This is a genomic window from Streptomyces sp. NPDC057424 (genome assembly GCF_042803315.1).
Classification (GTDB): domain Bacteria; phylum Actinomycetota; class Actinomycetes; order Streptomycetales; family Streptomycetaceae; genus Streptomyces.
This window is the reverse complement of sequence record NZ_JBHVCP010000004.1, coordinates 155,634-177,936: the sequence shown is the minus strand read 5'-3', so window position 1 is coordinate 177,936 and position 22,303 is coordinate 155,634. Positions and strand designations below refer to the sequence as shown.

General features: G+C 67.5%; 20 protein-coding genes. 11 read left to right on the top strand and 9 right to left on the bottom strand.

The window, feature by feature from the left end; translation table 11 throughout:
• The first annotated feature begins 24 nt into the window (after positions 1–24).
• Positions 25–489: a MarR family winged helix-turn-helix transcriptional regulator gene (locus ACFU3E_RS05955; protein ID WP_384152669.1), complete on the top strand. Its 465-nt coding sequence runs from the start codon at positions 25–27 to the stop codon at positions 487–489.
• A 68-nt stretch (positions 490–557) separates the two neighbouring features.
• Complete coding sequence (locus tag ACFU3E_RS05950) at positions 558–1,010, top strand: GNAT family N-acetyltransferase (RefSeq protein WP_384152666.1); 453 nt, start codon at positions 558–560, stop codon at positions 1,008–1,010.
• A 56-nt stretch (positions 1,011–1,066) separates the two neighbouring features.
• On the opposite strand, the gene ACFU3E_RS05945 is transcribed toward ACFU3E_RS05950, so the two are convergent.
• The gene (locus tag ACFU3E_RS05945; protein WP_384152663.1) at positions 1,067–2,452 is read right to left on the bottom strand and encodes a serine hydrolase domain-containing protein; all 1,386 of its coding nucleotides are present in this window, start codon (positions 2,450–2,452) and stop codon (positions 1,067–1,069) included.
• Positions 2,453–2,553: 101 nt separating this feature from the next.
• Here ACFU3E_RS05945 and ACFU3E_RS05940 point away from each other — a divergent pair, with 101 nt between their 5' ends.
• Positions 2,554–3,570: an RNA-binding protein gene (locus tag ACFU3E_RS05940; RefSeq protein WP_384152660.1), complete on the top strand. Its 1,017-nt coding sequence runs from the start codon at positions 2,554–2,556 to the stop codon at positions 3,568–3,570.
• A 444-nt stretch (positions 3,571–4,014) separates the two neighbouring features.
• Here ACFU3E_RS05940 and dnaB read toward each other — a convergent pair whose 3' ends face one another.
• Positions 4,015–5,496: a replicative DNA helicase gene (gene dnaB, locus ACFU3E_RS05935; protein WP_384152657.1), complete on the bottom strand. Its 1,482-nt coding sequence runs from the start codon at positions 5,494–5,496 to the stop codon at positions 4,015–4,017.
• A gap of 460 nt (positions 5,497–5,956) precedes the next feature.
• On the opposite strand from dnaB, the gene ACFU3E_RS05930 reads away from it, so the two are divergent.
• A complete protein-coding gene (locus ACFU3E_RS05930) occupies positions 5,957–7,294 on the top strand; it encodes an MATE family efflux transporter (protein WP_384152654.1) in 1,338 nt (445 codons plus the stop codon).
• Positions 7,295–7,468: 174 nt separating this feature from the next.
• Here the strand turns inward: ACFU3E_RS05930 and rplI are convergent, their stop codons facing one another.
• The 4 genes from rplI to rpsF all read right to left on the bottom strand — a co-directional run bounded on the left by rplI (position 7,469) and on the right by rpsF (position 9,171).
• Positions 7,469–7,915: a 50S ribosomal protein L9 gene (gene rplI / locus ACFU3E_RS05925; RefSeq protein ID WP_033309881.1), complete on the bottom strand. Its 447-nt coding sequence runs from the start codon at positions 7,913–7,915 to the stop codon at positions 7,469–7,471.
• Between the two features lie 18 nt (positions 7,916–7,933).
• Positions 7,934–8,170 carry a 30S ribosomal protein S18 gene (rpsR, locus tag ACFU3E_RS05920; protein ID WP_003949403.1) on the bottom strand — a complete coding sequence of 79 codons (237 nt, stop codon included), beginning with the start codon at positions 8,168–8,170 and terminating at the stop codon, positions 7,934–7,936.
• Between the two features lie 45 nt (positions 8,171–8,215).
• Positions 8,216–8,809: a single-stranded DNA-binding protein gene (locus ACFU3E_RS05915; RefSeq protein WP_384152650.1), complete on the bottom strand. Its 594-nt coding sequence runs from the start codon at positions 8,807–8,809 to the stop codon at positions 8,216–8,218.
• A gap of 71 nt (positions 8,810–8,880) precedes the next feature.
• Positions 8,881–9,171: a 30S ribosomal protein S6 gene (gene rpsF / locus ACFU3E_RS05910; RefSeq protein WP_104779105.1), complete on the bottom strand. Its 291-nt coding sequence runs from the start codon at positions 9,169–9,171 to the stop codon at positions 8,881–8,883.
• Positions 9,172–9,435: 264 nt separating this feature from the next.
• Between rpsF and ACFU3E_RS05905 the strand changes: the two genes are divergently transcribed.
• The 3 genes from ACFU3E_RS05905 (at position 9,436) to ACFU3E_RS05895 (ending at position 12,145) form a co-directional block, all read left to right on the top strand.
• On the top strand, positions 9,436–9,741 hold the full coding sequence (locus ACFU3E_RS05905; RefSeq protein WP_384152646.1) for a hypothetical protein: 306 nt from the start codon (positions 9,436–9,438) through the stop codon (positions 9,739–9,741).
• A gap of 168 nt (positions 9,742–9,909) precedes the next feature.
• The gene (gene femX / locus ACFU3E_RS05900; RefSeq protein ID WP_384152643.1) at positions 9,910–11,031 is read left to right on the top strand and encodes a peptidoglycan bridge formation glycyltransferase FemX; all 1,122 of its coding nucleotides are present in this window, start codon (positions 9,910–9,912) and stop codon (positions 11,029–11,031) included.
• A gap of 82 nt (positions 11,032–11,113) precedes the next feature.
• Positions 11,114–12,145, top strand: a complete 1,032-nt coding sequence (locus tag ACFU3E_RS05895; protein ID WP_358280276.1) for an alanine racemase — start codon at positions 11,114–11,116, stop codon at positions 12,143–12,145.
• A 100-nt stretch (positions 12,146–12,245) separates the two neighbouring features.
• Here the strand turns inward: ACFU3E_RS05895 and ACFU3E_RS05890 are convergent, their stop codons facing one another.
• Positions 12,246–13,757, bottom strand: a complete 1,512-nt coding sequence (locus ACFU3E_RS05890) for a glycosyltransferase family 87 protein (RefSeq protein ID WP_384152918.1) — start codon at positions 13,755–13,757, stop codon at positions 12,246–12,248.
• 127 nt (positions 13,758–13,884) lie between these two features.
• Positions 13,885–16,155: a transglycosylase domain-containing protein gene (locus tag ACFU3E_RS05885; RefSeq protein ID WP_384152640.1), complete on the bottom strand. Its 2,271-nt coding sequence runs from the start codon at positions 16,153–16,155 to the stop codon at positions 13,885–13,887.
• 765 nt (positions 16,156–16,920) lie between these two features.
• On the opposite strand from ACFU3E_RS05885, the gene ACFU3E_RS05880 reads away from it, so the two are divergent.
• The 4 genes from ACFU3E_RS05880 to ACFU3E_RS05865 all read left to right on the top strand — a co-directional run bounded on the left by ACFU3E_RS05880 (position 16,921) and on the right by ACFU3E_RS05865 (position 20,718).
• Positions 16,921–17,604, top strand: a complete 684-nt coding sequence (locus ACFU3E_RS05880) for a PadR family transcriptional regulator (protein ID WP_384152637.1) — start codon at positions 16,921–16,923, stop codon at positions 17,602–17,604.
• A 44-nt stretch (positions 17,605–17,648) separates the two neighbouring features.
• A complete protein-coding gene (locus ACFU3E_RS05875; RefSeq protein ID WP_384152634.1) occupies positions 17,649–18,731 on the top strand; it encodes an inositol-3-phosphate synthase in 1,083 nt (360 codons plus the stop codon).
• 89 nt (positions 18,732–18,820) lie between these two features.
• Entirely contained in the window at positions 18,821–20,083 is a 1,263-nt protein-coding gene (locus ACFU3E_RS05870) for an MFS transporter (RefSeq protein WP_384152631.1), read from the top strand.
• 122 nt (positions 20,084–20,205) lie between these two features.
• Complete coding sequence (locus tag ACFU3E_RS05865) at positions 20,206–20,718, top strand: hypothetical protein (protein WP_384152628.1); 513 nt, start codon at positions 20,206–20,208, stop codon at positions 20,716–20,718.
• A gap of 100 nt (positions 20,719–20,818) precedes the next feature.
• Here the strand turns inward: ACFU3E_RS05865 and ACFU3E_RS05860 are convergent, their stop codons facing one another.
• Positions 20,819–22,264, bottom strand: coding sequence for a CCA tRNA nucleotidyltransferase (locus tag ACFU3E_RS05860; protein ID WP_384152625.1), 1,446 nt, complete (start codon positions 22,262–22,264; stop codon positions 20,819–20,821).
• Positions 22,265–22,303: the final 39 nt, after the last annotated feature.

The following is a 22,303-nucleotide window of genomic DNA, read 5'->3' as shown; positions in this document are numbered from 1 at the left end:
CGCTCCGGGACGGAGGAAACGCCCATGACAGCGACGGACCCCGCGCTCACCGCTCTCGCCCAGAGCTGGTGTGCCCTCTCCCTGCTCCACGGGAGGATCGAGGCCCAGATCGAGCGCGCCCTGCAGGCTGGGCACGACCTCAGCGCGCGCGAGTACTCCCTGCTCGACGTGCTCAGCCGGCAGCACGACGGGGACGGGGGCCATCTGCAGATGAAACAGGTCGCCGACGCGGTTGTCCTCAGCCAGAGCGCCACCACACGCCTGGTCACCCGGCTGGAAGACCGCGGGCTCCTGGAGCGCTATCTGTGCCCCACCGACCGCCGGGGCATCTACACGAACGTCACCGAAGCCGGCCTCGAACTGCTCGAAGCGGCGCGGCCGACCAATGACGCCGCCCTGCGCGAGGCCCTGGACGAAGCGGCGAAGAACCCCGAACTGGCTCCGCTGGTACGGGTCGTGGAGACACTGAAAGCTCCGGTTCCCGCCTGACGCGCCTCCGTCCAGGCGTCACCGCACACGGCAGCTGTGCACCGGCCGTCTCTGCGTAGGGTGCGTCCATGGGAGATCTTGAGATACGCGCCGCCGTCGCCGACGACATCCGGGCGATCGTCGCCATGCTCGCGGACGATCCGCTGGGCGCACAGCGCGAGTCACCGGACGACCTCGCCCCGTACCTGGCCGCGCTGGAGCGTCTCAGCGCCGACCCGAACCAGCGCCTGATCGTGGCGGTCCGGGAGACCCGAGTCGTCGGCACACTCCAGCTCACGATCATTCCTGGGCTGTCCCGACGCGGTGCGACCAGGTCGATCATCGAAGGGGTGCGCATCCACGCGGACGAGCGCGGCAGCGGCCTGGGGACACAGCTCATCGAGTGGGCGATCGACGAATCCCGGAACCAGGGATGCCAGTTGGTCCAGCTGACGTCCGACAAGACCCGCACCGACGCCCACCGCTTCTACGAGCGGCTAGGCTTCACGGCCTCCCACGCGGGCTTCAAGCTCCAGCTGTGACCGATGTGTCCGGGCGCCCCGTTTCACGTGAAACAGGGCGTCCGCGCATCCACCGCCTAACCGATGCCGCGCCAGCCTTCGGGGTGGACACCACCCGGTACGGGAGCCCTCTCGTCGTACGGCTGACGCGTGAACACGAACGAGCCGAGGTCCAGATGGCTCACGAATCCGTCAGGCCGCCGTACGGCCTTCAGGAGCTCGCCGGCGTAGTACCCCTCCAGACCTGTCCATGTGCCGTCGCCGTTAGCGCGGAACCGCGAGCGGCGGCCGCCGCCGGTCAACGGCCCCAGAGAGACGAGCCCGTCGGCCGTCAGTCGCAGAACGAAGGCATGCGTCCCCCAGTACCACTGCCCCGTCAGCTCCAGCAGCGACGGCTCGACATGCCCCAGCGGCTTCCACGGTGCGGGGATCCGCGGCTCCGCCTCGGCGACGATGCGGACCAGGTCGGCGGCGACAGGGAACAACAGTGGCCCGGCCGTGGAGTTGGCCAGGGCGACCGCAGCCACGTCGTCATCAACGCTGATCATGAGGCACGCGAGGAACCCGGGCAGCGAACCGGTGTGGCCGACGAGGGACCGCCCGTTCCGTCGCCGGATCTCCATGCCCAGGCAGTAGGCGTAGCCGCCCGCCACATCCGCCGCCTCGTGGGGCGCGGCCGGTGTCCTCATCTCCCGCAGCGACTCGGCGCTCAGCACCCGCTCGTCACCGTTGACCAGGAAGACCGCGAACCGCGCCAAGTCACCTGCGGTCGACCAGAGTTGACCGGCCGGCGCCATGCGCCCCAGATCCTCGGTGGGCTCGGGAAGCATCACGTCGGCCCAGGGGTGCACGGCCCAGCCACCCGCATGGGGAGCCTGAGGCCGCACGCTCGTGCGATGCAGCCCCAGGGGTTCGAGCACTTCACGCCGAAGGACGTCCTCCCAGGAAGCCCCGCGGAGCTTCTCGATGAGTGCGCCGAGCAGTGCGTAGCCCGGATTCGAGTAGTGGAACCGGCGGCCGGGCGGAGTCAGCAGGGGCCGCTCACCCAGTACGTCGGCGAGTTCGGGCCGCAGGGAGCCGGGGCTCCGCTCCCACCACGGCCCCGGCGTCTCAGCCGCCAGCCCACCCGTGTGCGCGAGGAGTTCGGCGACGGTCGCCTCCCCCACGCCGGTGCCCGGCAGATGCTTCTCGAGCGGATCCCCGAGATCCACTACGCCCTCGTCGCGCAGCCGCAGCACGAGAACCGCTGTGAAGATCTTGGTGATCGAGCCGATCCGGTACTGCACGTTCTCATCCGGCTCGTGCCCTTCCACTGAGGTCCGCGCGCCGGACCACACCGTTGTCCCGTCCCGCACGACGGCCGCGACGAGCGACGGAGCCCGCCCTTCGGCCTGCGCGACGGCGATCCGGTGCAGCAGAGCGCGACGGGTTCCTGGCAGCAGCTCTCCCTGAGATGACGTCATGGGCCCAGTCCACCCGGCCCGGCGCCCCCACGTCGAGCACCATGGGCGGCCAGACTGGCATTTCCTCGCGGAGTGACAGGAACACGCTGGATGATGGAAAGGTGCAACTCCCTCACGTCTACCGCGTCACCAAGTACGACCCCGCCGACCGTGACGAGCACGGCTACTACGCGGGCTCCCAGGGCGAATTCAGCGACCACGGTGAGGTCGAGGCTGCCTACCTTCAGGCGGTCGCGGCGTTCGCCGGGGACACCGGCGTCGACCACCTGGCCGTACGTGAACCGCAGGTCCCGTCCTTCGTGGGGTTCGGCGTGGAGCCTCCGGTGGACGGCTTTGGGTTGAACGGACTCTTCCCCGCCGGCCCCATCGGTTTCCATGACGGGGCGGAAGTACCGCTCGGAATCGGTCTGGAACTGGTGCGAGCCATGTTGCGTGACAACGGCGCCTGGTGCCGGCTGGAGGTGGAAGGCACGTTCGCGGTCCACGTGGGATGGGACCAGTACGTTTTCATCAGCAGTGTCCGGCCTTGCGACGAGGCACTGGCCCGAACCCGCGCGCTGGGGCTGTTCCCGGAGCGCATAGACGCCTCCCCGTACGACATGGAGACCGACGAAAATGTCCAGCGTCCCGGCGACGACGACTTCTGGGCCGGTCTGCACCGGGTCGTCGCAGCCGGCCGCCCGGGACTTCTGGAAGAGATGCATCTCGAAGGCGCCTCACGATGGCACCGCCTCACCCGCGACACCATCGACACCGTTCGCGCCGGACTCGCTCCCCGGGCCCGGCTGGCCGTGTGGCCCGGCCTGTCCTCCGACATCGACGCAGTCCTCGGTGCCCTTCCCGCCGAGGGGCTCATCGAAGGCGTCTGGCAGGACAAGGACGGCCGGATCCACAGCGCTGTCGCTGACGAGAGCGAGTTCTCGGAGCTGACCGCCCGCATATCCGGCGCCGAGGCCACAGTGCTCCTGCCCGTGTACGCCGATGACCGTGCACCCTTGTTCACCGCTGTCATGCCCGACAGCGACGGAGTGATACGAGCCCGCTGGCAGACCGAGCCGACGCCGAGACCGGGCGGGACATACCCGAGTTCTCCGATATGCCTCACGGCTTGGGGGTGAGTCCCACGGATCGATCGAGCTCGAACGGAGAACCGGCCTGCGTGGGATCCCAGCCCTGGATCCGCGCTTCCCGCATGCTCGCAGCACTGTGAGCTGGGCGAATCGGCTCTGCTTCAACACCCAACCAGTTACTCGAACGGGCCTGCCCGGTAGTGACTACTCAGGTCGTGCCCGGCTCGTCGGCGTTGGCGGCCTCGACCGCGTAGGTCAGCCGTGTCCAGCAGAGCCCCTGCCCGTAGGAGGACTTCCTGCGGATCCGCCAGCGGTACACGCTCCCGTCGACAGTTATGCGACGGGGCCCCTTCTTGTTCAGCGCCATGATGCCCCCTCCCCTGTCGCGGACCGTCGCGCCGTGCAATGACGACCGGACCCTTTCCAGGGATCAGCAAGCAGTCAGGGACAAGGGCTACAGCAAGTCGAATTGAGGCCCGGCATCGGGTCGCATCAGGTCTGCGCCATGTCCACGAACCGCGAGTAGTGACCCTGGAAGGCGACCGTGATCGTCGCCGTCGGACCGTTTCGGTGCTTGGCCACGATCAGGTCGGCCTCGCCCGCACGGGGCGACTCCTTCTCATAGGCGTCCTCGCGGTGCAGCAGGATGACCATGTCGGCGTCCTGCTCGATGGAGCCGGACTCACGGAGGTCGGACACCATCGGCTTCTTGTCCGTGCGCTGCTCGGGGCCACGGTTCAGCTGGGAGAGCGCGATGACCGGGATCTCCAGCTCCTTGGCCAGCAGCTTGAGGTTACGGGACATGTCAGAGACCTCCTGCTGACGGCTCTCTGCCCGCTTGGAGCCACCCGACTGCATCAGCTGGAGGTAGTCGATGACCACCAGCCTGAGGTCGTTGCGCTGCTTGAGGCGACGGCACTTGGCACGGATCTCCATCATCGACAGGTTCGGCGAGTCGTCGATGTAGAGCGGGGCGGCCGAGACGTCCGGCATCCGCCGGGCCAGCCGCGTCCAGTCCTCGTCCGTCATCGTGCCGGACCGCATGTGGTGCAGGGCGACCCGGGCCTCGGCGGACAGCAGACGCATCGCGATCTCGTTGCGCCCCATTTCGAGCGAGAAGATCACGCTCGGGAGGTTGTTCTTGATCGAGCAGGCCCGCGCGAAGTCCAGCGCGAGCGTGGACTTACCCATGGCCGGACGCGCTGCGATGACGATCATCTGGCCGGGGTGCAGGCCGTTGGTGAGCGAGTCGAAGTCGGTGAACCCCGTGGGCACGCCGGTCATCTCGCCGCTGCGGGAGCCGATCGCCTCGATCTCGTCGAGCGCGCCCTCCATGATGTCGCCGAGCGGCAGGTAGTCCTCGCTCGTGCGCTGCTCGGTGACCGCGTAGACCTCTGCCTGGGCGCGGTTGACGATCTCGTCGACGTCGTCGTCGGCCGCGTATCCCATCTGTGTGATGCGTGTACCGGCCTCGACCAGGCGGCGCAGGACGGCCCGCTCGTGGACGATCTCCGCGTAGTACGCCGCGTTGGCCGCCGTGGGAACCGTCTGGACCAGGGTGTGCAGATACGAGGCGCCGCCGACCTTGTTGATCTCGCCGCGCTTGGTGAGCTCGGCCGCGATCGTGATGGGGTCGGCGGGCTCGCCCTTGGCGTAGACGTCCAGGACGGCCTGGTAGATCGTCTCGTGGGCCGGCTTGTAGAAGTCGTGACCCTTGAGGATCTCGACGACGTCGGCGATGGCATCCTTGGACAGGAGCATGCCGCCGAGGACGGACTGCTCGGCGTCGATGTCCTGCGGCGGTACCCGCTCGAACGACGGGGCCGAGCCACCGTCCCACGCCCCGTTGTCCCTGCCGCGTTCATGCTGTTCGTCGCGGCTCCGGGCTCCGTCACCACGTCGGCGGGAGGCGGGCAGACGATCACTGGGACCGCTGTCGGCCCACGGGTCGTCCAAGGGCTCGGAAATGCTCACCGAGCCACCTCCTCCCGTCCGCCGAAGCAGACCTAGCCGTGCCTCTCTGTTCTACGGCACGGCACTGACAAATAAGGGGCCCAACTCCGGTTGGCATGCGCCGGTTTTGTGGCGTTTTGAAAACCGGCGGACGGAGCGGGCGCCGGACCACCGTAGGCCTGTCGGCACCGTCAGCCAATCTGGTTATCCACAGGCCATGTGGACGACGGCCCAGATGCTGTGGAGAACTCCGCGAAACCTGTGCACGACCCGGTGGACAGGCCTGTGAACAAGCAGTGACTCTCTCGAGGGAAGCCGTCTTGACCTGCACGTTTGCCATCCACTGGCTGTGCAGAAGAAAAAGTTTCCCAACCGGCCCAAGATCGCTTCGAACTGTGCACAGCAGTGCGCACCACGAGACACGAGGTAAGGGTCACAAAGGCTTTACATCTCTTACCTGTGGACGATTAGATTGGTGCACATGACACAGGCCCCCGCGCGCCGCCGAACCGGCCGGAGACAGCACGACCGAGAGATCGTCGCGCTGGCCGTGCCGGCCTTCGGCGCCCTCGTCGCCGAGCCCCTCTTCCTCATGGCCGACACCGCCATCGTGGGCCATCTGGGCACCACCCAGCTCGCCGGTCTCGGCGTCGCCTCGGCCCTGCTGATGACCGCCGTAAGCGTCTTCGTCTTCCTCGCCTACGCCACCACGGCTGCGGTTGCCCGTCGTGTGGGAGCAGGCGACCTCCAAGCGGCCATCCGGCAAGGCATGGACGGTATCTGGCTGGCCCTGCTCCTCGGCGCGGCCGTCGTCGCCATCGCGCTGCCGACGGCACCCCATCTCGTGGACCTCTTCGGTGCTTCGGACGCGGCGGCCCCCTACGCGATCACGTATCTGCGTATCTCCGTGCTCGGCATACCGGCCATGCTCGTCGTCCTTGCCGCGACCGGTGTCCTGCGCGGCCTGCAAGACACGAGGACCCCGCTCTACGTCGCCATCGCCGGCTTCGTCGCCAACGGCGCCCTCAACGCCGGGCTCGTCTACGGCGCCGACCTGGGGATCGCCGGTTCCGCTTGGGGCACCGTCATCGCTCAGTGCGGCATGGCCGCGGTCTACCTCGTGGTGGTTCTGCGAGGAGCGCGCAAGCATGGTGCCTCGCTGCGTCCGGATGCCGCCGGGATCCGGGCTTCCGCTCAAGCCGGTGTACCCCTGCTGGTGCGCACCCTGTCCCTGCGGGCGATCCTGATGATCGCCACGGCTGTCGCCGCCCGCCTCGGGGACGCCGACATCGCCGCCCATCAGATCATCCTCTCCCTGTGGAGCCTGCTGGCCTTCGCCCTCGACGCCATCGCCATCGCGGGGCAGGCCATCATCGGTCGCTACCTCGGAGCCGGTGACGCCCAGGGCGCCCGGGATGCGTGCCGCCGCATGGTCGAGTGGGGTATCGCAGTCGGCGTCGTTCTCGGCGTTCTGGTGGTCATCACCCGACCGGCCTTCCTCTCCTTGTTCACCAGCGACCCGGCGGTCAAGGATGTGGCGCTACCCGCACTGATCATCGTCGCCCTCTCCCAGCCGATCTCCGGCATCGTCTTCGTCCTGGACGGTGTCTTGATGGGAGCCGGCGACGGCCCTTACCTCGCCTGGGCGATGCTGGTCACCCTGGCGGTGTTCACGCCGGTCGCACTGCTGGTCCCGGTACTGGGTGGTGGGCTCCCCGCCCTCTGGGCCACGATGACGCTGATGATGACCGTGCGGATGCTGACCCTGTGGCTTCGCAGCCGATCGGGTCGCTGGATCGTGACCGGCGCGACCCGCTGACGGTTTCACGTGAAATGCTCTCTGTTTCACGTGAAACACGGGGTGCCTCACAGAACGCGGTGTTTCACGTGAAACACGGACGCCACTCGGCGGACGGCGTCCAGTAGTGACACGAATGGGGCCGCACCCCGCGGGGTGCGGCCCCATCGCCTACTGCTTCAGCAAGCGCAGGCCTCAGGCCGCGACAACCTCGATGTTGACCTTGGCGGCAACCTCGGGGTGCAGACGCACGGACGTCTCGTGAGCGCCCAGCGTCTTGATCGGCGAGCCGAGCTCGATACGGCGCTTGTCGACCTCGGGACCACCGGAGGCCTTGATCGCGGAAGCGATGTCGGCCGGGGTGACGGAACCGAAGAGACGACCGGCGTCGCCGGAGCGAACGGCCAGACGGACCTTGACGCCCTCGAGCTGGGCCTTCACAGCGTTGGCCTGCTCGATGGTCTGGATCTCGTGGATCTTGCGAGCACGACGGATCTGCTCGACGTCCTTCTCGCCACCCTTGGTCCAGCGAATAGCGAACTTCCGCGGGATCAGGTAGTTGCGAGCGTAACCGTCCTTGACGTCGACGACGTCGCCCGCGGCACCGAGGCCGGAGACCTCGTGGGTGAGGATGATCTTCATGAGTCGGTCACCCTTCCCTTATCGCGCGGTGGAGGTGTAGGGCAGCAGCGCCATCTCACGGCTGTTCTTCACGGCCGTGGCGACGTCACGCTGGTGCTGCGTGCAGTTGCCGGTCACGCGGCGGGCACGGATCTTGCCGCGGTCGGAAATGAACTTCCGCAGCATGTTCGTGTCCTTGTAGTCCACGTACGTGACCTTGTCCTTGCAGAATGCGCAGACCTTCTTCTTCGGCTTGCGCACAGGCGGCTTCGCCATGGTGATTCTCCTGTGTGATCAAGAAGTGTGGGTGCGAACCCGCCCTTAGAAGGGGGGCTCGTCCGAGTAGCCGCCGCCGCTGCCGCTGCCGCCGCTGGGGTTTCCACCCCAGCCGCCGCCACCGCCCTGGTTGCCACCGGCGGGAGCGCCGGTCGCCCACGGGTCGTCGGCGGGAGCGCCGCCGCCCTGCTGGCCGCCACCGGGGCCGCCGCCCCAGCCGCCGCCACCCTGGCCGCCGCCACCGCCGCCGCCGTAGCCGCCCTGGCCACCGCGGCCGGTGGTCTTGGTGACCTTGGCCGTGGCGTTGCGCAGGCTGGCGCCGACTTCCTCGACGTCCAGCTCGTAGACCGTGCGCTTTACACCCTCACGGTCCTCGTAGGACCGCTGCTTCAGCCGGCCCTGCACGATGACGCGCATGCCTCGCTGGAGCGACTCTGCGACGTTCTCCGCCGCCTGACGCCAGACCGAGCAGGTCAGGAACAGGCTCTCGCCGTCCTTCCACTCGTTCGTCTGGCGGTCGAAGGTGCGGGGAGTGGACGCGACACGGAACTTCGCGACGGCCGCACCGGAGGGGGTGAAGCGCAGCTCGGGGTCGTCGACAAGATTGCCGACCACCGTGATGACGGTCTCGCCTGCCATGGGGGAACCTCTCGGCGGGTTTGCTCTGGCTGCTTGCTACTCGAATCCCGGAATCGGCTGAGCGTGGAAGCTCAGTGCATCTCGGGACGGAGGACCTTGGTCCGGAGGACCGACTCGTTCAGGTTCATCTGGCGGTCGAGCTCCTTGACGACCGCAGGCTCGGCCTGCAGGTCGATGACCGAGTAGATGCCCTCGGGCTTCTTCTTGATCTCGTACGCGAGACGACGACGGCCCCAGGTGTCGACCTTCTCGACCTTTCCGCCGCCGTCACGGACGACAGAGAGGAAGTTCTCGATCAGCGGAGAGACAGCGCGCTCCTCGACCTCGGGGTCGAGGATGACCATCACCTCGTAGTGACGCATGTGGAACCCACCTCCTTTGGACTCAGCGGCCACGGTCGTTCCGTGGCAGGAGGGTTGTGATGCGTAGGCAACGGTATCGGCCACCACTGACAGCCGGGGGTTCTGAACAGAAGCCCCTGACATGACATGGGCAGACACCGGTGCGGACGGTACAGAGTACCCGCACAGCGGCTTGCGGTTGAAATCCGGCCTTCAGGGCAGCCAATCTGTACGCATCGGGTGTGTACGGCGCTACGATGCGCCGCCTTTCGCAGGAGGTGCCCTATGGCACAGGCATTGCGACCCAACGCCGCCGGCGGTCTCTTCGCCACGGACGGCAAGCCCCATCCCCTCCAGGACGCTCTGCTCGCGGTGACCCTGGTGCTGGGCCTCACGTCGTTCCTCACGGCGATCATCGACGAGGACCTGCATCTGCTCAGCTCCTGGGCCGGCCTGGTGGGCATCCTCACGGGTGCGTACGGCCAGTGGATCTCGGAGACGACCCGGGAGCGCTTCGGCCTGATCCTGGGCCTGGGGGCATCGGGCGTCGGGTTCTTCCTGGGCATGGCGCACGGCGGCCTCATCGGCTGACGCCGGGACACCCCTTCATCCGAACACCGGGCCACGCCCCGGCCGGCCTCGGGCCGGGGCGAAGCTCCCGTACGCCCAACCGGCGCGCTCCCAAGGCGCAGTAGGCTTCGCGCGAGAGCCGGAGCCCCTGAACCCATGGGGACACACCAGCCCGAGGAGCGCCCCGAAATGAGCCTGACCCTGAGGACCATCAGTCGCGAGCAGCATCTGGCCTACATCCAGAGCCTGCCGTCGGCGAGCCACATGCAGGTCCCGGCCTGGGCTGACGTCAAGGCGGAGTGGCGCTCCGAGAACCTCGGCTGGTTCGACGACCGCACCGGCGAGATGGTCGGTGCCGGTCTGGTGCTGTACCGGCAGCTTCCCAAGATCAAGCGCTACCTCGCCTACCTGCCCGAGGGCCCGGTCATCAACTGGTTCGCGCCGAATCTGCAGGACTGGATCGAGCCGATGCTGGCGCATCTGAAGGAGCAGGGCGCTTTCTCGGTGAAGATGGGCCCGCCGGTGATCATCCGGCGCTGGGAGGCTCCCTCCATCAAGCAGGGCATCCAGAACCCGGACGTCAAGCGCCTGCGTGACATCGAGGCCGACCACATCGAGCCGCGCGCCTTCGAGGTCGCCGACAAGCTGCGCCGCATGGGCTGGCAGCAGGGCGAGGACGGCGGCGCCGGCTTCGGCGACGTCCAGCCCCGCTACGTGTACCAGGTGCCGCTGGCGAACCGCTCCCTGGAAGAGGTCCACAAGAACTTCAACCAGCTGTGGCGCCGCAACATCAAGAAGGCCGAGAAGGCGGGCGTCGAGGTTGTCCAGGGCGGCTACCAGGACCTCGAGGAATGGCAGCGGCTGTACGAGATCACGGCCGTGCGCGACCACTTCCGGCCGCGCCCGCTGTCGTACTTCCAGCGCATGTGGACGGCCCTCAACACCGAGGACCCCAACCGCATGCGGCTGTACTTCGCCCGGCACGACGGCGTGAACCTGTCGGCCGCGACGATGCTGATCGTCGGCGGGCACGTCTGGTACTCCTATGGTGCCTCCGACAACATCGGCCGTGAGGTCCGGCCCTCCAACGCGATGCAGTGGCGGATGCTGCGTGACGCCTACGCGCTCGGCGCCACCGTCTACGACCTGCGTGGCATCTCCGACTCGCTGGACGAGACCGACCACCTCTTCGGTCTGATCCAGTTCAAGGTGGGTACCGGCGGCCAGGCGGCCGAGTACCTCGGCGAGTGGGACTTCCCGCTGAACAAGCTGCTGCACAAGGCGCTCGACATCTACATGTCGCGCCGCTGATGTCCCGTTCAGTGCTTCTATACCTCTGATACACGGCAACCGCCGATTCACGGCAACCGCGAGAAAGGTTCCAGGTCCGGCCATGGCGCTCACGCTCTACGTCGACACCGCGCGCTGGCGTGCGCACCACAAGCACGTACAGGAGCAGTTCCCGGGCCTCGTGCCGGTCTGTAAGGGCAACGGCTACGGCTTCGGGCACGAGCGGCTTGCGGAGGAGGCCACACGGCTGGGCTCGGACGTCCTCGCCGTCGGCACGACGTATGAAGCCGCCCGGATCAAGGACTGGTTCGGCGGGGACCTGCTGGTGCTGACGCCGTACCGGCGCGGCGAGGAGCCGGTGCCGCTGCCGGACCGGGTCATCCGCTCCGTCTCGTCGATAGACGGCGTGTACGGGCTGGTCGGTGCCCGCGTGGTGATCGAGGTGATGTCCTCGATGAAGCGGCACGGCATCAGCGAGCAGGACCTGGCCCAGCTGCACGCCGCCATCGAGAACGTCCGTCTGGAGGGCTTCGCCATCCATCTGCCGCTGGACCGCACCGACGGCTCGGACGCCGTCGAGGAGGTCATCGGCTGGATGGACCGGCTGCGTGCGGCCCGACTGCCCCTGCACACCATGTTCGTGAGCCATCTCAAGGCCGAGGAACTCGCCCGGCTCCAGCAGCAGTTCCCGCAGACCCGCTTCCGGGCCCGTATCGGCACCCGGCTGTGGCTGGGGGACCACGACGCCACGGAATACCGCGGCGCGGTCCTGGACGTCACACGCGTCGCCAAGGGCGACCGCTTCGGCTACCGGCAGCAGAAGGCGGCTTCCGACGGCTTCCTGGTGGTCGTGGCGGGCGGGACGTCGCACGGAGTGGGTCTGGAGGCCCCCAAGGCGCTGCACGGCGTCATGCCGCGCGCCAAGGGCGTCGCCCGCGCCGGCCTCGCGACGGTGAACCGGAACCTTTCTCCGTTCGTCTGGGGCGGCAAGCAGCGCTGGTTCGCGGAACCGCCGCACATGCAGGTCTCGATCCTGTTCGTGCCGACGGACGCACCGGAGCCGAAGGTCGGCGATGAGCTGGTGGCTCATCTGCGGCACACCACCACTCAGTTCGACCGGATCATGGACCGCTGACGACGCGACGCAAACCGGCGCAGCACACAGCAAGAAGGCCGTACACGCTTCCCGTGTACGGCCTTCTGTGCTCCCGGCTACGCCACCACGGGCCGTTCACTCAGAGCGAACCGCCGGTAGGACCCGGCCTGCCCCACTCGACCGGTGGCCTGTCGAACTGGGTGGTCACATGGCGTCGGGGGCGAGCCGCGGGGCCAAGAACGAAGACATCCTCGGCGCCGTCGAGCACCCCACCCGAGGGATCGTCGTCACCGGACCACCGCACCGGATCCCGCTCCGGCATGAAGATGTCACGCACGACCATCACGCACAGGTACAGCGTCCCCAGCAGATGCAGGCCGATGGCCCAGTGGTATCCGTCGGTGGGCAGTCCCTTGTGAGCGTCTCCGCTGGTCGTGTACGCCAGGTACAGCCAGATGCCGAGGAAGTACGCCACCTCGCAGGCCTGCCAGATCAGGAAGTCCCGCCACTTCGGCCGGGCGAGGGCCGCCAGCGGCACCAGCCACAGAACGTACTGCGGCGAATAGACCTTGTTGGTGAGGATGAACGCCGCGACGATCAGGAAGGCGAGCTGGGCGAACCGCGGGCGGCGCGGGGCGGTCAGTGCGAGGGCAGCGACAGCCGCACAGCTCACCAGCATCAGCAGCGTCGCCAGTGTGTTGACCGTGTCGGTGCTGAGCGGGTCGTCCGAGTTCTGGGCCATGATCAGCCAGAAGGAGCCGAAGTCGACGCCCCGCTCCTGGCTGAACGTGTAGAACTTCGACCAGCCCTCGAACGCGAAGAGCATCACCGGCCCGTTCACGACGACCCAGGCGACGATCGCTCCCCCTAGAGCCGTCCCGAACTCGCGCCACCTGCCCGCACGCCAGCACAGCACCATCAGCGGCCCGAGGAGCAGGAAGGGGTAGAGCTTGGCGGCCGTGGCAAGCCCCAGCAGGACACCGAAGGCGAGGGAGCGGCCACGTGACCACATCAGCATCGCCGCGGCCGTCAGGGCGACCGCGAGCAGGTCCCAGTTGATGGTCGCCGTCAGGGCGGCGGCAGGCGCCAGGGCGACCAGCAGGCCGTCCCAGGGGCGCCGGGTGTGGGTGCGGGCCACGCAGACGGCGATGACCGACGCACACACCATCAGCATTCCGGCGTTGACCATCCAGTACCACTGTTCCTGGTACTGGATGCTGCCGCTGCCGGGAGTGAGCCAGGAGGCGACCTCCATGAAGACACCGGTGAGCACCGGGTACTCCAGGTACTGCATGTCGCCGGGGAGCCTGTCGAAGTACGGCACGAGCCCGTCGGCGAAACCGCGTCCCTGGTAGAGGTGCGGGATGTCCGAGTAGCACGCGTGCGTGTACTGGGAGCTGGCGCCGAAGAACCAGGCGCCGTTGTAGCAGGGCGCCTTCTGGACCAGGCCGAGGGCGAACATGCCGATCGCCACCAGCGCGATCACCCGCACGGGAGTCCACCAGGACGCCCCGAGCAGGGCACGCCGCCCGAGCGGGCCGCCGATCAGCTCGCTGCCGGCCGCGGCGACCTCGTCCTCCTTGGTCGGCCGCACCGGCTCCGGCTCATGGACGCTCGCTTGCGTCGATTCTGCACTGGGCATGCCGCACATCCTGCCGTACGTGTCCAGCAATACGCCGAGGGCCGCCGTACCCCCGTGGGACGGCGGCCCTTGTTTCACGTGAAACACCCTCGCGTTTCACGTGAAACACCCAAGCCGGGCGATCTGTCGGCTGCGGCTATCCCTCGGGGCCTCCGAAGATGCCTCCGTTGCCATTACCTCTGCTGTTGCCGCCGTCCAGGTTGGTATCGGTTGGTGTGGGCTCAGTGGACGCCCCTCCGTCTGTGCCCCCGTTGCCGGTACCGCCATTCTGTGCGCCACCGTCGTTCTCGCACCCGAAGAACCCACAGGTGTCACTCGGCGAGGGCGACGGAAGCGTCGGGGTCTCGCTGGGCGTAGCGCTCGGCGACTCGGTCACGGTCTCGCTGGGCTCCACGCTGGGCGTCGGGGTCGGCGTCGGAGCCCCCACCGCGTCCTGGATCTCGCCGATCTTCTCGGCGTCCGGGAAGCCGGGATCGGACTTGCCCTTCAGTGCGGCCTTCATGTACTCGGTCCACACCTGGGTGGGAGTGTCACCACCGTGGATGGACTTTTCACCCGCCGTGCCGTTCATGGAGAGCAGCGTGGCGCTCTTGGGATCCTCGCGGAACATCGCGATCGAGGTCGACAGCTGCTGTGTGTAGCCGACGAACCAGGCGGACTTGTTCTCGTCGGTGGTACCGGTCTTGCCGGCCGCTGTACGGCCCAGGGCCAGCGCTTTCTTACCCGTACCGTTCTGGATGACGTTCTCCAGAGTGGCCGTGACGTTGTTGGCCACGTTCTCAGGCATGGCCTGCGTGATCCTCGGCTTCTTGAAGCCTTCGACTTTCTCGCCGTTGAACTTGACGCTGGTGACCGAGTACGGGGCGGCCTGCTTGCCCGCCGCGGCGAACGTCGCGTAGGCGTCGGCCATGCGGATCGCGCTGGGAGTGGACGTACCGAGCGCGAACGACGGGTTGAGCGTGGCGAAGCTGGCGTCCAGGATGCCGGACTTCTCGGCCACGTCTCGCACGTTCCTCATCCCCACGTCCATGCCGAGCTGCACGAACGGGGTGTTGACCGACTGCTCCATCGCCTTGCGCAGGGAGATGTAGCCCCACGGGTAGTCGCTCTCGTTCTCCTGGAAGAACGGGGTGTTGTCCTTCTTCAGGACGTAGGAGCCGTCGTTGTTCATGACCTTGAGATGGTCGTTGCCGTTGTACTTGCTCAGCGGCGAGAGGGGACCGTCGCTCCGGTAGGTGCCATGCTCCATCGCGGCGGCGAGCACGAACGGCTTCCACGTCGAACCGACCGGGACACCCGAGGTGTCCGCGTTGTTGTTGAAGTGGCCGTTCTCGTAGCCCGCACCGCCGTAGAGCGCGACGATCGCGCCGTCCTTGGGCTTCACCGACGCCGCACCGAACTGGACGTGCTTGTCCCGTTCACGCTTCTTCGGATCGAGCTTCTCGTCCTCGACCTTCTTGACGGCCTTCGCCAGTGCCTCGACCTTGTCCTTCTCGAAGGTCGTCTTGATCTGGTAGCCGCCCAGGTCGAACTGCTTCTCGGAGATGTTGGAGTGACTCAGGACGTACTTCTTGGCGGTGTCCGCCAGGTACCCGATCTGGCCGGACATGCCCTTGGACGCCTTGCGATCCTGGGGCGAGGGGTACTTCTTGATCGCGTCCTGGTACTCCTTGTCCGTGATCCTCTTGTCGTTGTGCATTTGCTCGAGGATCCATGACCAACGGGCCTCGGAACGCTTACGGTTGGCATCCTTAGTCGCCGCAGAGTCGATGTCCTTGTTACCCGCAGGGTCGTAGTAGGTCGGGCCCTTCAGAAGAGCGGCGAGGAAGGCGCACTCACTCGGCTTGAGGTCCTTCGCTTCCTTGCCGTAATAGGCCTGGGCAGCGGCCTGGATGCCGTAGGCGCCACGGCCGTAGTACGAGGTGTTCAGGTAGCCCTGAAGGATCACCGGCTTGTCGACCGTCGTGCCCACCTTGATGGAGATGAACATCTCCTTGAACTTACGGGTGAGCGACTGTTCCTGGCTCAGGTAGGTGTTCTTCACGAACTGCTGGGTGATCGTCGAACCACCCTGGGTGTCGCCACCCCGGGCCATGTTCGCCAGGGCACGGGCGATGCCCATGGGGTCGATGCCGTTGTCCTGGTAGAAGCTCTTGTTCTCGGCCGAGATCACCGCCCACTGCATGGCCTTCGGGATCCGGTCGATCGTGACGTTCTGCCGGTTCTGACCGCTGCCCGCCGCGACCATCTGGGTGTTGTCGGCCCAGTAGTAGACGTTGTTCTGCGAGAGAGCGGCCGCGTTCTCCTCGTTGGGGACGCCCACCATGGCGTAGCCGATGCCCGCCACGGCCACCAGGCTGCCGAAGAAGCCGATGCACAGGCCGGAGACGAGCTTCCAGGACGGCATCCAGCGCCGCCAGCCGTACTTTCCGGCCCGCGGATAGTCGATCAGCCGCTTCCTGTCGGGGACGGCGGCCGCGCGTCCTCTCCCGGCAGGGCCGGCACGCCGGCCACCACGGGTCGGTTCGGCCGCTCTGCGGCGGCCGCCACCCGTACTTCTCTGCGCCGCACGCCGGGCCTCGGCACGGCCACCGTACTGACGCTCCTCACCCCCCGAGTCGTAGGAGTCCGACCCATAGGACTCGGACGGAGACCCGGTGGCGCCTCGCGGTGCCGCGCGGCGGCCGGAAGACGAGCCGGACTGGCCGCGTCGGGCCGCGGCACGTCCGCCTCCCTGCGGCTGCGGCGGTTTGCGACGGTGCTCGCTCATCGAACGACTACTCCTCGGGCAGGCGCACCCCTGCGCGCCTGGAAACGGCGGCTGGTTTCCGGTCCCCCCGAAGTACGGATGCGGTCGGCTCCGCATTCATCGGTCCCGCATGCACCCGTACCACACCGAAGACGACGACGCTCTCAGGCGTCACTCGGTTCCCGGTGATGTGCATGGCGCACAGACTACGCACCGCCAAAACCTGCCGAGCCCCGAAGTTCACCTCAAATCAGGCAACTCGTGTCCGACGAATCGGTGATGTGATCCCGTTCACCCGACCCCCTCTTGTCGCATCCGGAAGGCCGTTCTATCGTCGTGATGTATCGAGTCGATACATCAGCTCGACACATCGGCCCGACACATCGGACTGATACATGCGCACCGCGGCGAGAGGAGGCGACGATGAGCCGGCGTTCCGGGATCCTCGAGTTCGCCGTACTCGGCCTGCTCCGCGAGTCGCCGATGCACGGGTACGAGCTGCGTAAACGGCTCAACACGTCACTCGGCGTGTTCCGTGCCTTCAGCTACGGGACGCTCTACCCCTGCCTCAAGACGCTGGTCGCCAACGGCTGGTTGATCGAGGAACCGGGGAACACCGCCGAGGAAGCCCTCGCCGCCCCCCTCGCGGGGCGCCGCGCCAAGATCGTCTACCGGTTGACGGCAGAGGGTAAGGAGCACTTCGAGCAGTTGCTCTCGCAGACCGGGCCCGACGCATACGAGGACGAAACCTTCGCAGCCCGTTTCGCCTTCTTCGGTCAAACCTCACGCGAGGTTCGCATGCGCGTGCTGGAGGGCCGCCGCAGCAGGCTGGAGGAGCGGCTGGAGAAGATGAGCGCTTCCCTGGCCCGGACCCGGGAGCGCCTCGACGACTACACGCTCGAGCTCCAGCGCCACGGGATGGAGTCCGTGGAACGCGAGGTGCGCTGGCTGAACGAGCTGATCGAGAGCGAGCGGGCAGGGCGGGACCTCAAGGGTCCGGCCACCGGGGAGCCCGCCTCGCGTGACACCACATCTGGAGCGTCGGGCGGCCTGCCCCGGCCGGGGGGCGACCCCCGGCCGGATACGCCCGACGACACCGCCACGTGAGAGCCCGCTCAGGGCCTCACTCGTACACACAGGGAGCAACCGGAATGGGTTCGGTTCGCGTAGCCATCGTCGGTGTGGGCAACTGCGCCGCATCGCTGGTGCAGGGAGTCGAGTACTACAAGGACGCCGACCCGGCGTCCAGGGTGCCGGGCCTGATGCACGTCCAGTTCGGCGAGTACCACGTCAGCGACGTCGAGTTCGTCGCCGCGTTCGACGTGGACGCCAAGAAGGTCGGTCTCGACCTCGCGGACGCCATCGGCGCCTCCGAGAACAACACCATCAAGATCTGCGACGTACCCAGCACCGGTGTGACGGTGCAGCGCGGCCACACCCTCGACGGCCTCGGCAAGTACTACCGCGAGACCATCGAGGAGTCCGCCGAGGAGCCGGTCGACGTCGTCCAGGTCCTCAAGGACCGGCAGGTCGACGTCCTCGTCTGCTACCTGCCCGTCGGTTCCGAGGACGCGGCGAAGTACTACGCCCAGTGCGCCATCGACGCCAAGGTCGCCTTCGTCAACGCCCTTCCGGTCTTCATCGCCGGCACCAAGGAGTGGGCGGACAAGTTCACCGAGGCGGGCGTCCCGATCGTCGGTGACGACATCAAGTCGCAGGTGGGCGCCACCATCACGCACCGCGTGATGGCTAAGCTGTTCGAGGACCGGGGCGTCATCCTGGACCGCACGATGCAGCTGAACGTCGGCGGCAACATGGACTTCAAGAACATGCTCGAGCGTGACCGCCTCGAGTCGAAGAAGATCTCCAAGACGCAGGCCGTCACCTCCCAGATCCGCGACCGCGAGCTGGGCGAGGGCAACGTCCACATCGGCCCGTCCGACTACGTCGCCTGGCTGGACGACCGCAAGTGGGCCTACGTCCGCCTCGAGGGCCGTGCTTTCGGTGACGTCCCGCTGAACCTGGAGTACAAGCTCGAGGTCTGGGACTCCCCGAACTCGGCCGGCGTCATCATCGACGCCCTGCGCGCCGCGAAGATCGCCAAGGACCGCGGCATCGGCGGCCCGATCCTGTCGGCGTCGAGCTACTTCATGAAGTCCCCGCCCGTGCAGTACTTCGACGACGAGGCCCGCGAGAACGTCGAGAAGTTCATCAAGGGCGAGGTCGAGCGCTGACGCTCCGCAACTGATCGCTCCTGCCAGGGCTGGGAGGGTCCCCGGGTCGTATGACCCGGGGACCCTCCCCGTATGTGAGGCTGGGCCCCATGGCCGTCGTCCGTGACCTGCGCGTCCTGTTGCGCTTCCAGGGCTTCCGGCGCCTGCTCGCCGTACGTCTGCTGTCCCAGGGTGCCGACGGCGTCTATCAGGTCGCGCTCGCCTCTTACGTGGTCTTCTCGCCGGAGAAGCAGACCTCGGCGGCCGCGGTCGCTTCCGCGATGGCGGTGCTGCTGCTCCCGTACTCGCTCGTCGGCCCGTTCGCCGGTGTCCTGCTGGACCGCTGGCGGCGCCGTCAGGTCCTGCTGTTCGGTAGCCTGTTGCGCGCCCTGCTGGCCTCCGCGACGGCCCTGCTGATCCTCAGTCCGGCTCCGGACTGGCTCTTCTACGTCTCGGCCCTGTGCGTCACCGCGGTCAACCGCTTCGTCCTGTCAGGCCTGTCCGCCGCCCTGCCGCGCGTGGTCGACGCCGACCGCCTGGTCATCGCCAATTCGCTTTCCCCGACCGCCGGAACCCTGGCGGCGACCGCGGGTGGCGGTCTCGCCTTCGTCGTGCGTCTGGCGGTGGCGGACTCGGATGCCGCGGTGGTACTGGTGGGAGCCGGGCTGTATCTGTGCGCCGCCCTGGCATCGCTGAGCATGGCGCGGGAACTCCTCGGTCCCGACCGCCCCTTGGCGCGCAAGCGGATCGGGACGGCTCTCACGGGCACCGCCCGCGACCTGGCGGCCGGGGTACGTCACCTGGCCGCTCCGCAACGCCGTGAAGCCGCCTGGGCCCTCGTGGCGATGTCGCTGATGCGGTTCTGCTACGGCGCCCTGCTGGTCATGCTGCTGATGCTGTGCCGGTACGCCCTCACCTCGACCACGGACGACGGACTCGCCCTGCTCGGCCTGGCGTTGGGCTTCTCCGGCGCTGGGTTCTTCGCGGCGGCCGTGGTGACGCCCTGGACCGCGGGGCGGCTCGGTCCGGGCCGCTGGATCGTCGTCTGCGCGGGGGCCGCGGCATTGCTGGAACCCGCTCTGGGGCTGCCGTTCGCCACCGCCCCGCTGCTGGCCGCGGCCTTCGTCCTGGGACTGACCACTCAGGGCGCGAAGATCGCCACGGACACCATCGTCCAGTCCTCCGTCGAGGACGGCTTCCGTGGCCGGATCTTCTCGGTTTACGACGTCCTCTACAACGTGTTCTTCGTCGGCGCGGCCGCTGTGGCCGCCCTGATGCTGCCGTCGGACGGCCGATCCGTGCCGCTGGTGATCACGATCGCCGTTACCTACGCGGCAGTAGCTATCGGTATGGCACGGTTTGGGCGTCTGTAAGTGTCACATCAATGACACAGAGCCACTTCTGACTACTGCGTTGTCAGTGGCGACCGCTACCTTACGTGGGTCTTATCTCGCGACATGTTCGCGTCACTCACCATGTTCCAGGGGGACCCCAAGTGACTACTCCGCCGCCCCAGGGCAATCCGTTCGCACAGGGCCAGCCCGCGGCTGCGCCCCAGGCTCCGTTCCCGCCTCAGGGCGGTTACCCGCAACAGCCCGGGCAGCCCGGCTTCCCGCCCCAGGGCGCCGCTCCGTACGCGCCGGTCCCCCCACAGCCGTCGGGTCGCAAGCTCAGTTTCAAGATGATCAAGAACATAGTCATCGTCATCGCCGTGGCGACCATCGCCATCGTCGGCTACGTGACCAGCCGGGACGACGCCAACACGGCCGCCGTCGGCGACTGCATGCACCGCGGCAGCAGCAGCGACAACAACCCGGACCTCGAAGTCGTGAAGTGCGACGACGCGAAGGCCCAGTACAAGGTGCTGGCCAAGATCGAGGGCTCGTATCTCACGGACACGCTGGCTTCCAGCAAGTGCGAGGCCGAGGCCAAGGACTTCCAGTACACGTACACCGAGAGCGGCGACGGCAAGGACTTCCTGCTCTGCCTGAAGGACTACAAGAAGTAGTCAGACATGACGAAGGGCGGTGTTTCACGTGAAACACCGCCCTTCGTCATGTCTGCAGCGGGGTCATGTTTCACGTGAAACATGACCCCGTTTCACAGCCTCAGCTCTCCTGCCCGGCCCACCACTCCTTGAGCGCGGCCACCGCGGCGTCCTGCCCCATCGGCCCGTTCTCCAGGCGGAGCTCCAGCATGTGCTGGTATGCACGGCCGATGACCGGGCCGGGACCCACGCCGAGAATCTCCATGATCTGGTTGCCGTCGAGGTCCGGGCGGATCGAGTCCAGCTCCTCCTGCTCCTGCAGCTTGGCGATCCGCTCCTCCAGCCCGTCGTACGCACGCGACAGAGCCGCCGCCTTGCGCTTGTTGCGGGTCGTGCAGTCCGAGCGGGTCAGCTTGTGGAGGCGGTCGAGGAGCGGGCCGGCGTCACGGACGTAGCGGCGGACCGCCGAGTCCGTCCACTCGCCGGTGCCGTAGCCGTGGAAGCGCAGGTGCAGTTCGACCAGACGTGAGACGTCCTTCACCAGCTCGTTGGAGTACTTCAGAGCCGTCATGCGCTTCTTGGTCATCTTGGCGCCGACCACCTCGTGATGGTGGAAGGAGACCCGGCCGTCCTTCTCGAAGCGGCGCGTGCGCGGCTTGCCGATGTCGTGCAGCAAGGCGGCCAGGCGGAGGGTGAGGTCGGGACCGTCCTCCTCCAGCGCCATCGCCTGCTCCAGGACGATGAGTGTGTGGTCGTAGACGTCCTTGTGGCGGTGGTGCTCGTCACGCTCCAGGCGCAGGGCCGGCAGCTCGGGCACCACGCGTTCGGCGAGGCCCGTCTCGACAAGCAGCGTCAGGCCCTTGCGTGGCTGCGGGGAGAGGATCAGCTTGTTCAGCTCGTCCCGCACCCGCTCGGCCGAGACGATCTCGATGCGCCCGGCCATCTCCGTCATCGCCGTGACGACCTCGGGGGCGACCTCGAAGTCGAGCTGAGCCGCGAAGCGCGCGGCCCTCATCATCCGCAGCGGGTCGTCCGAGAACGACTCTTCCGGTGTACCGGGAGTGCGCAGCACACGCGCAGCGAGATCCTCGAGCCCGCCGTGCGGGTCGACGAACTCCTTCTCCGGCAGCGCCACCGCCATCGCATTCACCGTGAAGTCGCGGCGGACGAGATCCTCCTCGATAGAGTCGCCGTACGACACCTCGGGCTTGCGCGAGGTGCGGTCGTAGGCCTCCGAGCGGTAGGTGGTCACCTCGATCTGGTAGCCGCCCTTGTGGGCACCGACCGTGCCGAAGGCGATCCCGACCTCCCAGACGGCGTCCGCCCACGGGCGCACGATCTTGAGGACGTCCTCGGGGCGGGCATCGGTCGTGAAGTCCAGGTCGTTGCCGAGCCGGCCCAGCAGCGCGTCCCGTACCGAGCCGCCGACGAGGGCGAGTGAGAACCCGGCCTCCTGGAAGCGGCGGGCGAGGTCGTCGGCGACAGGAGCGACCCGCAGCAGTTCACTCACGGCGCGGTGCTGCACCTGGCTCAGGGCACTGGACGTTTCTTCGTTGACGTTCGGCACAACAGAAGAGGGTACGTGGCCCGGGCCACCGCGAGCTCC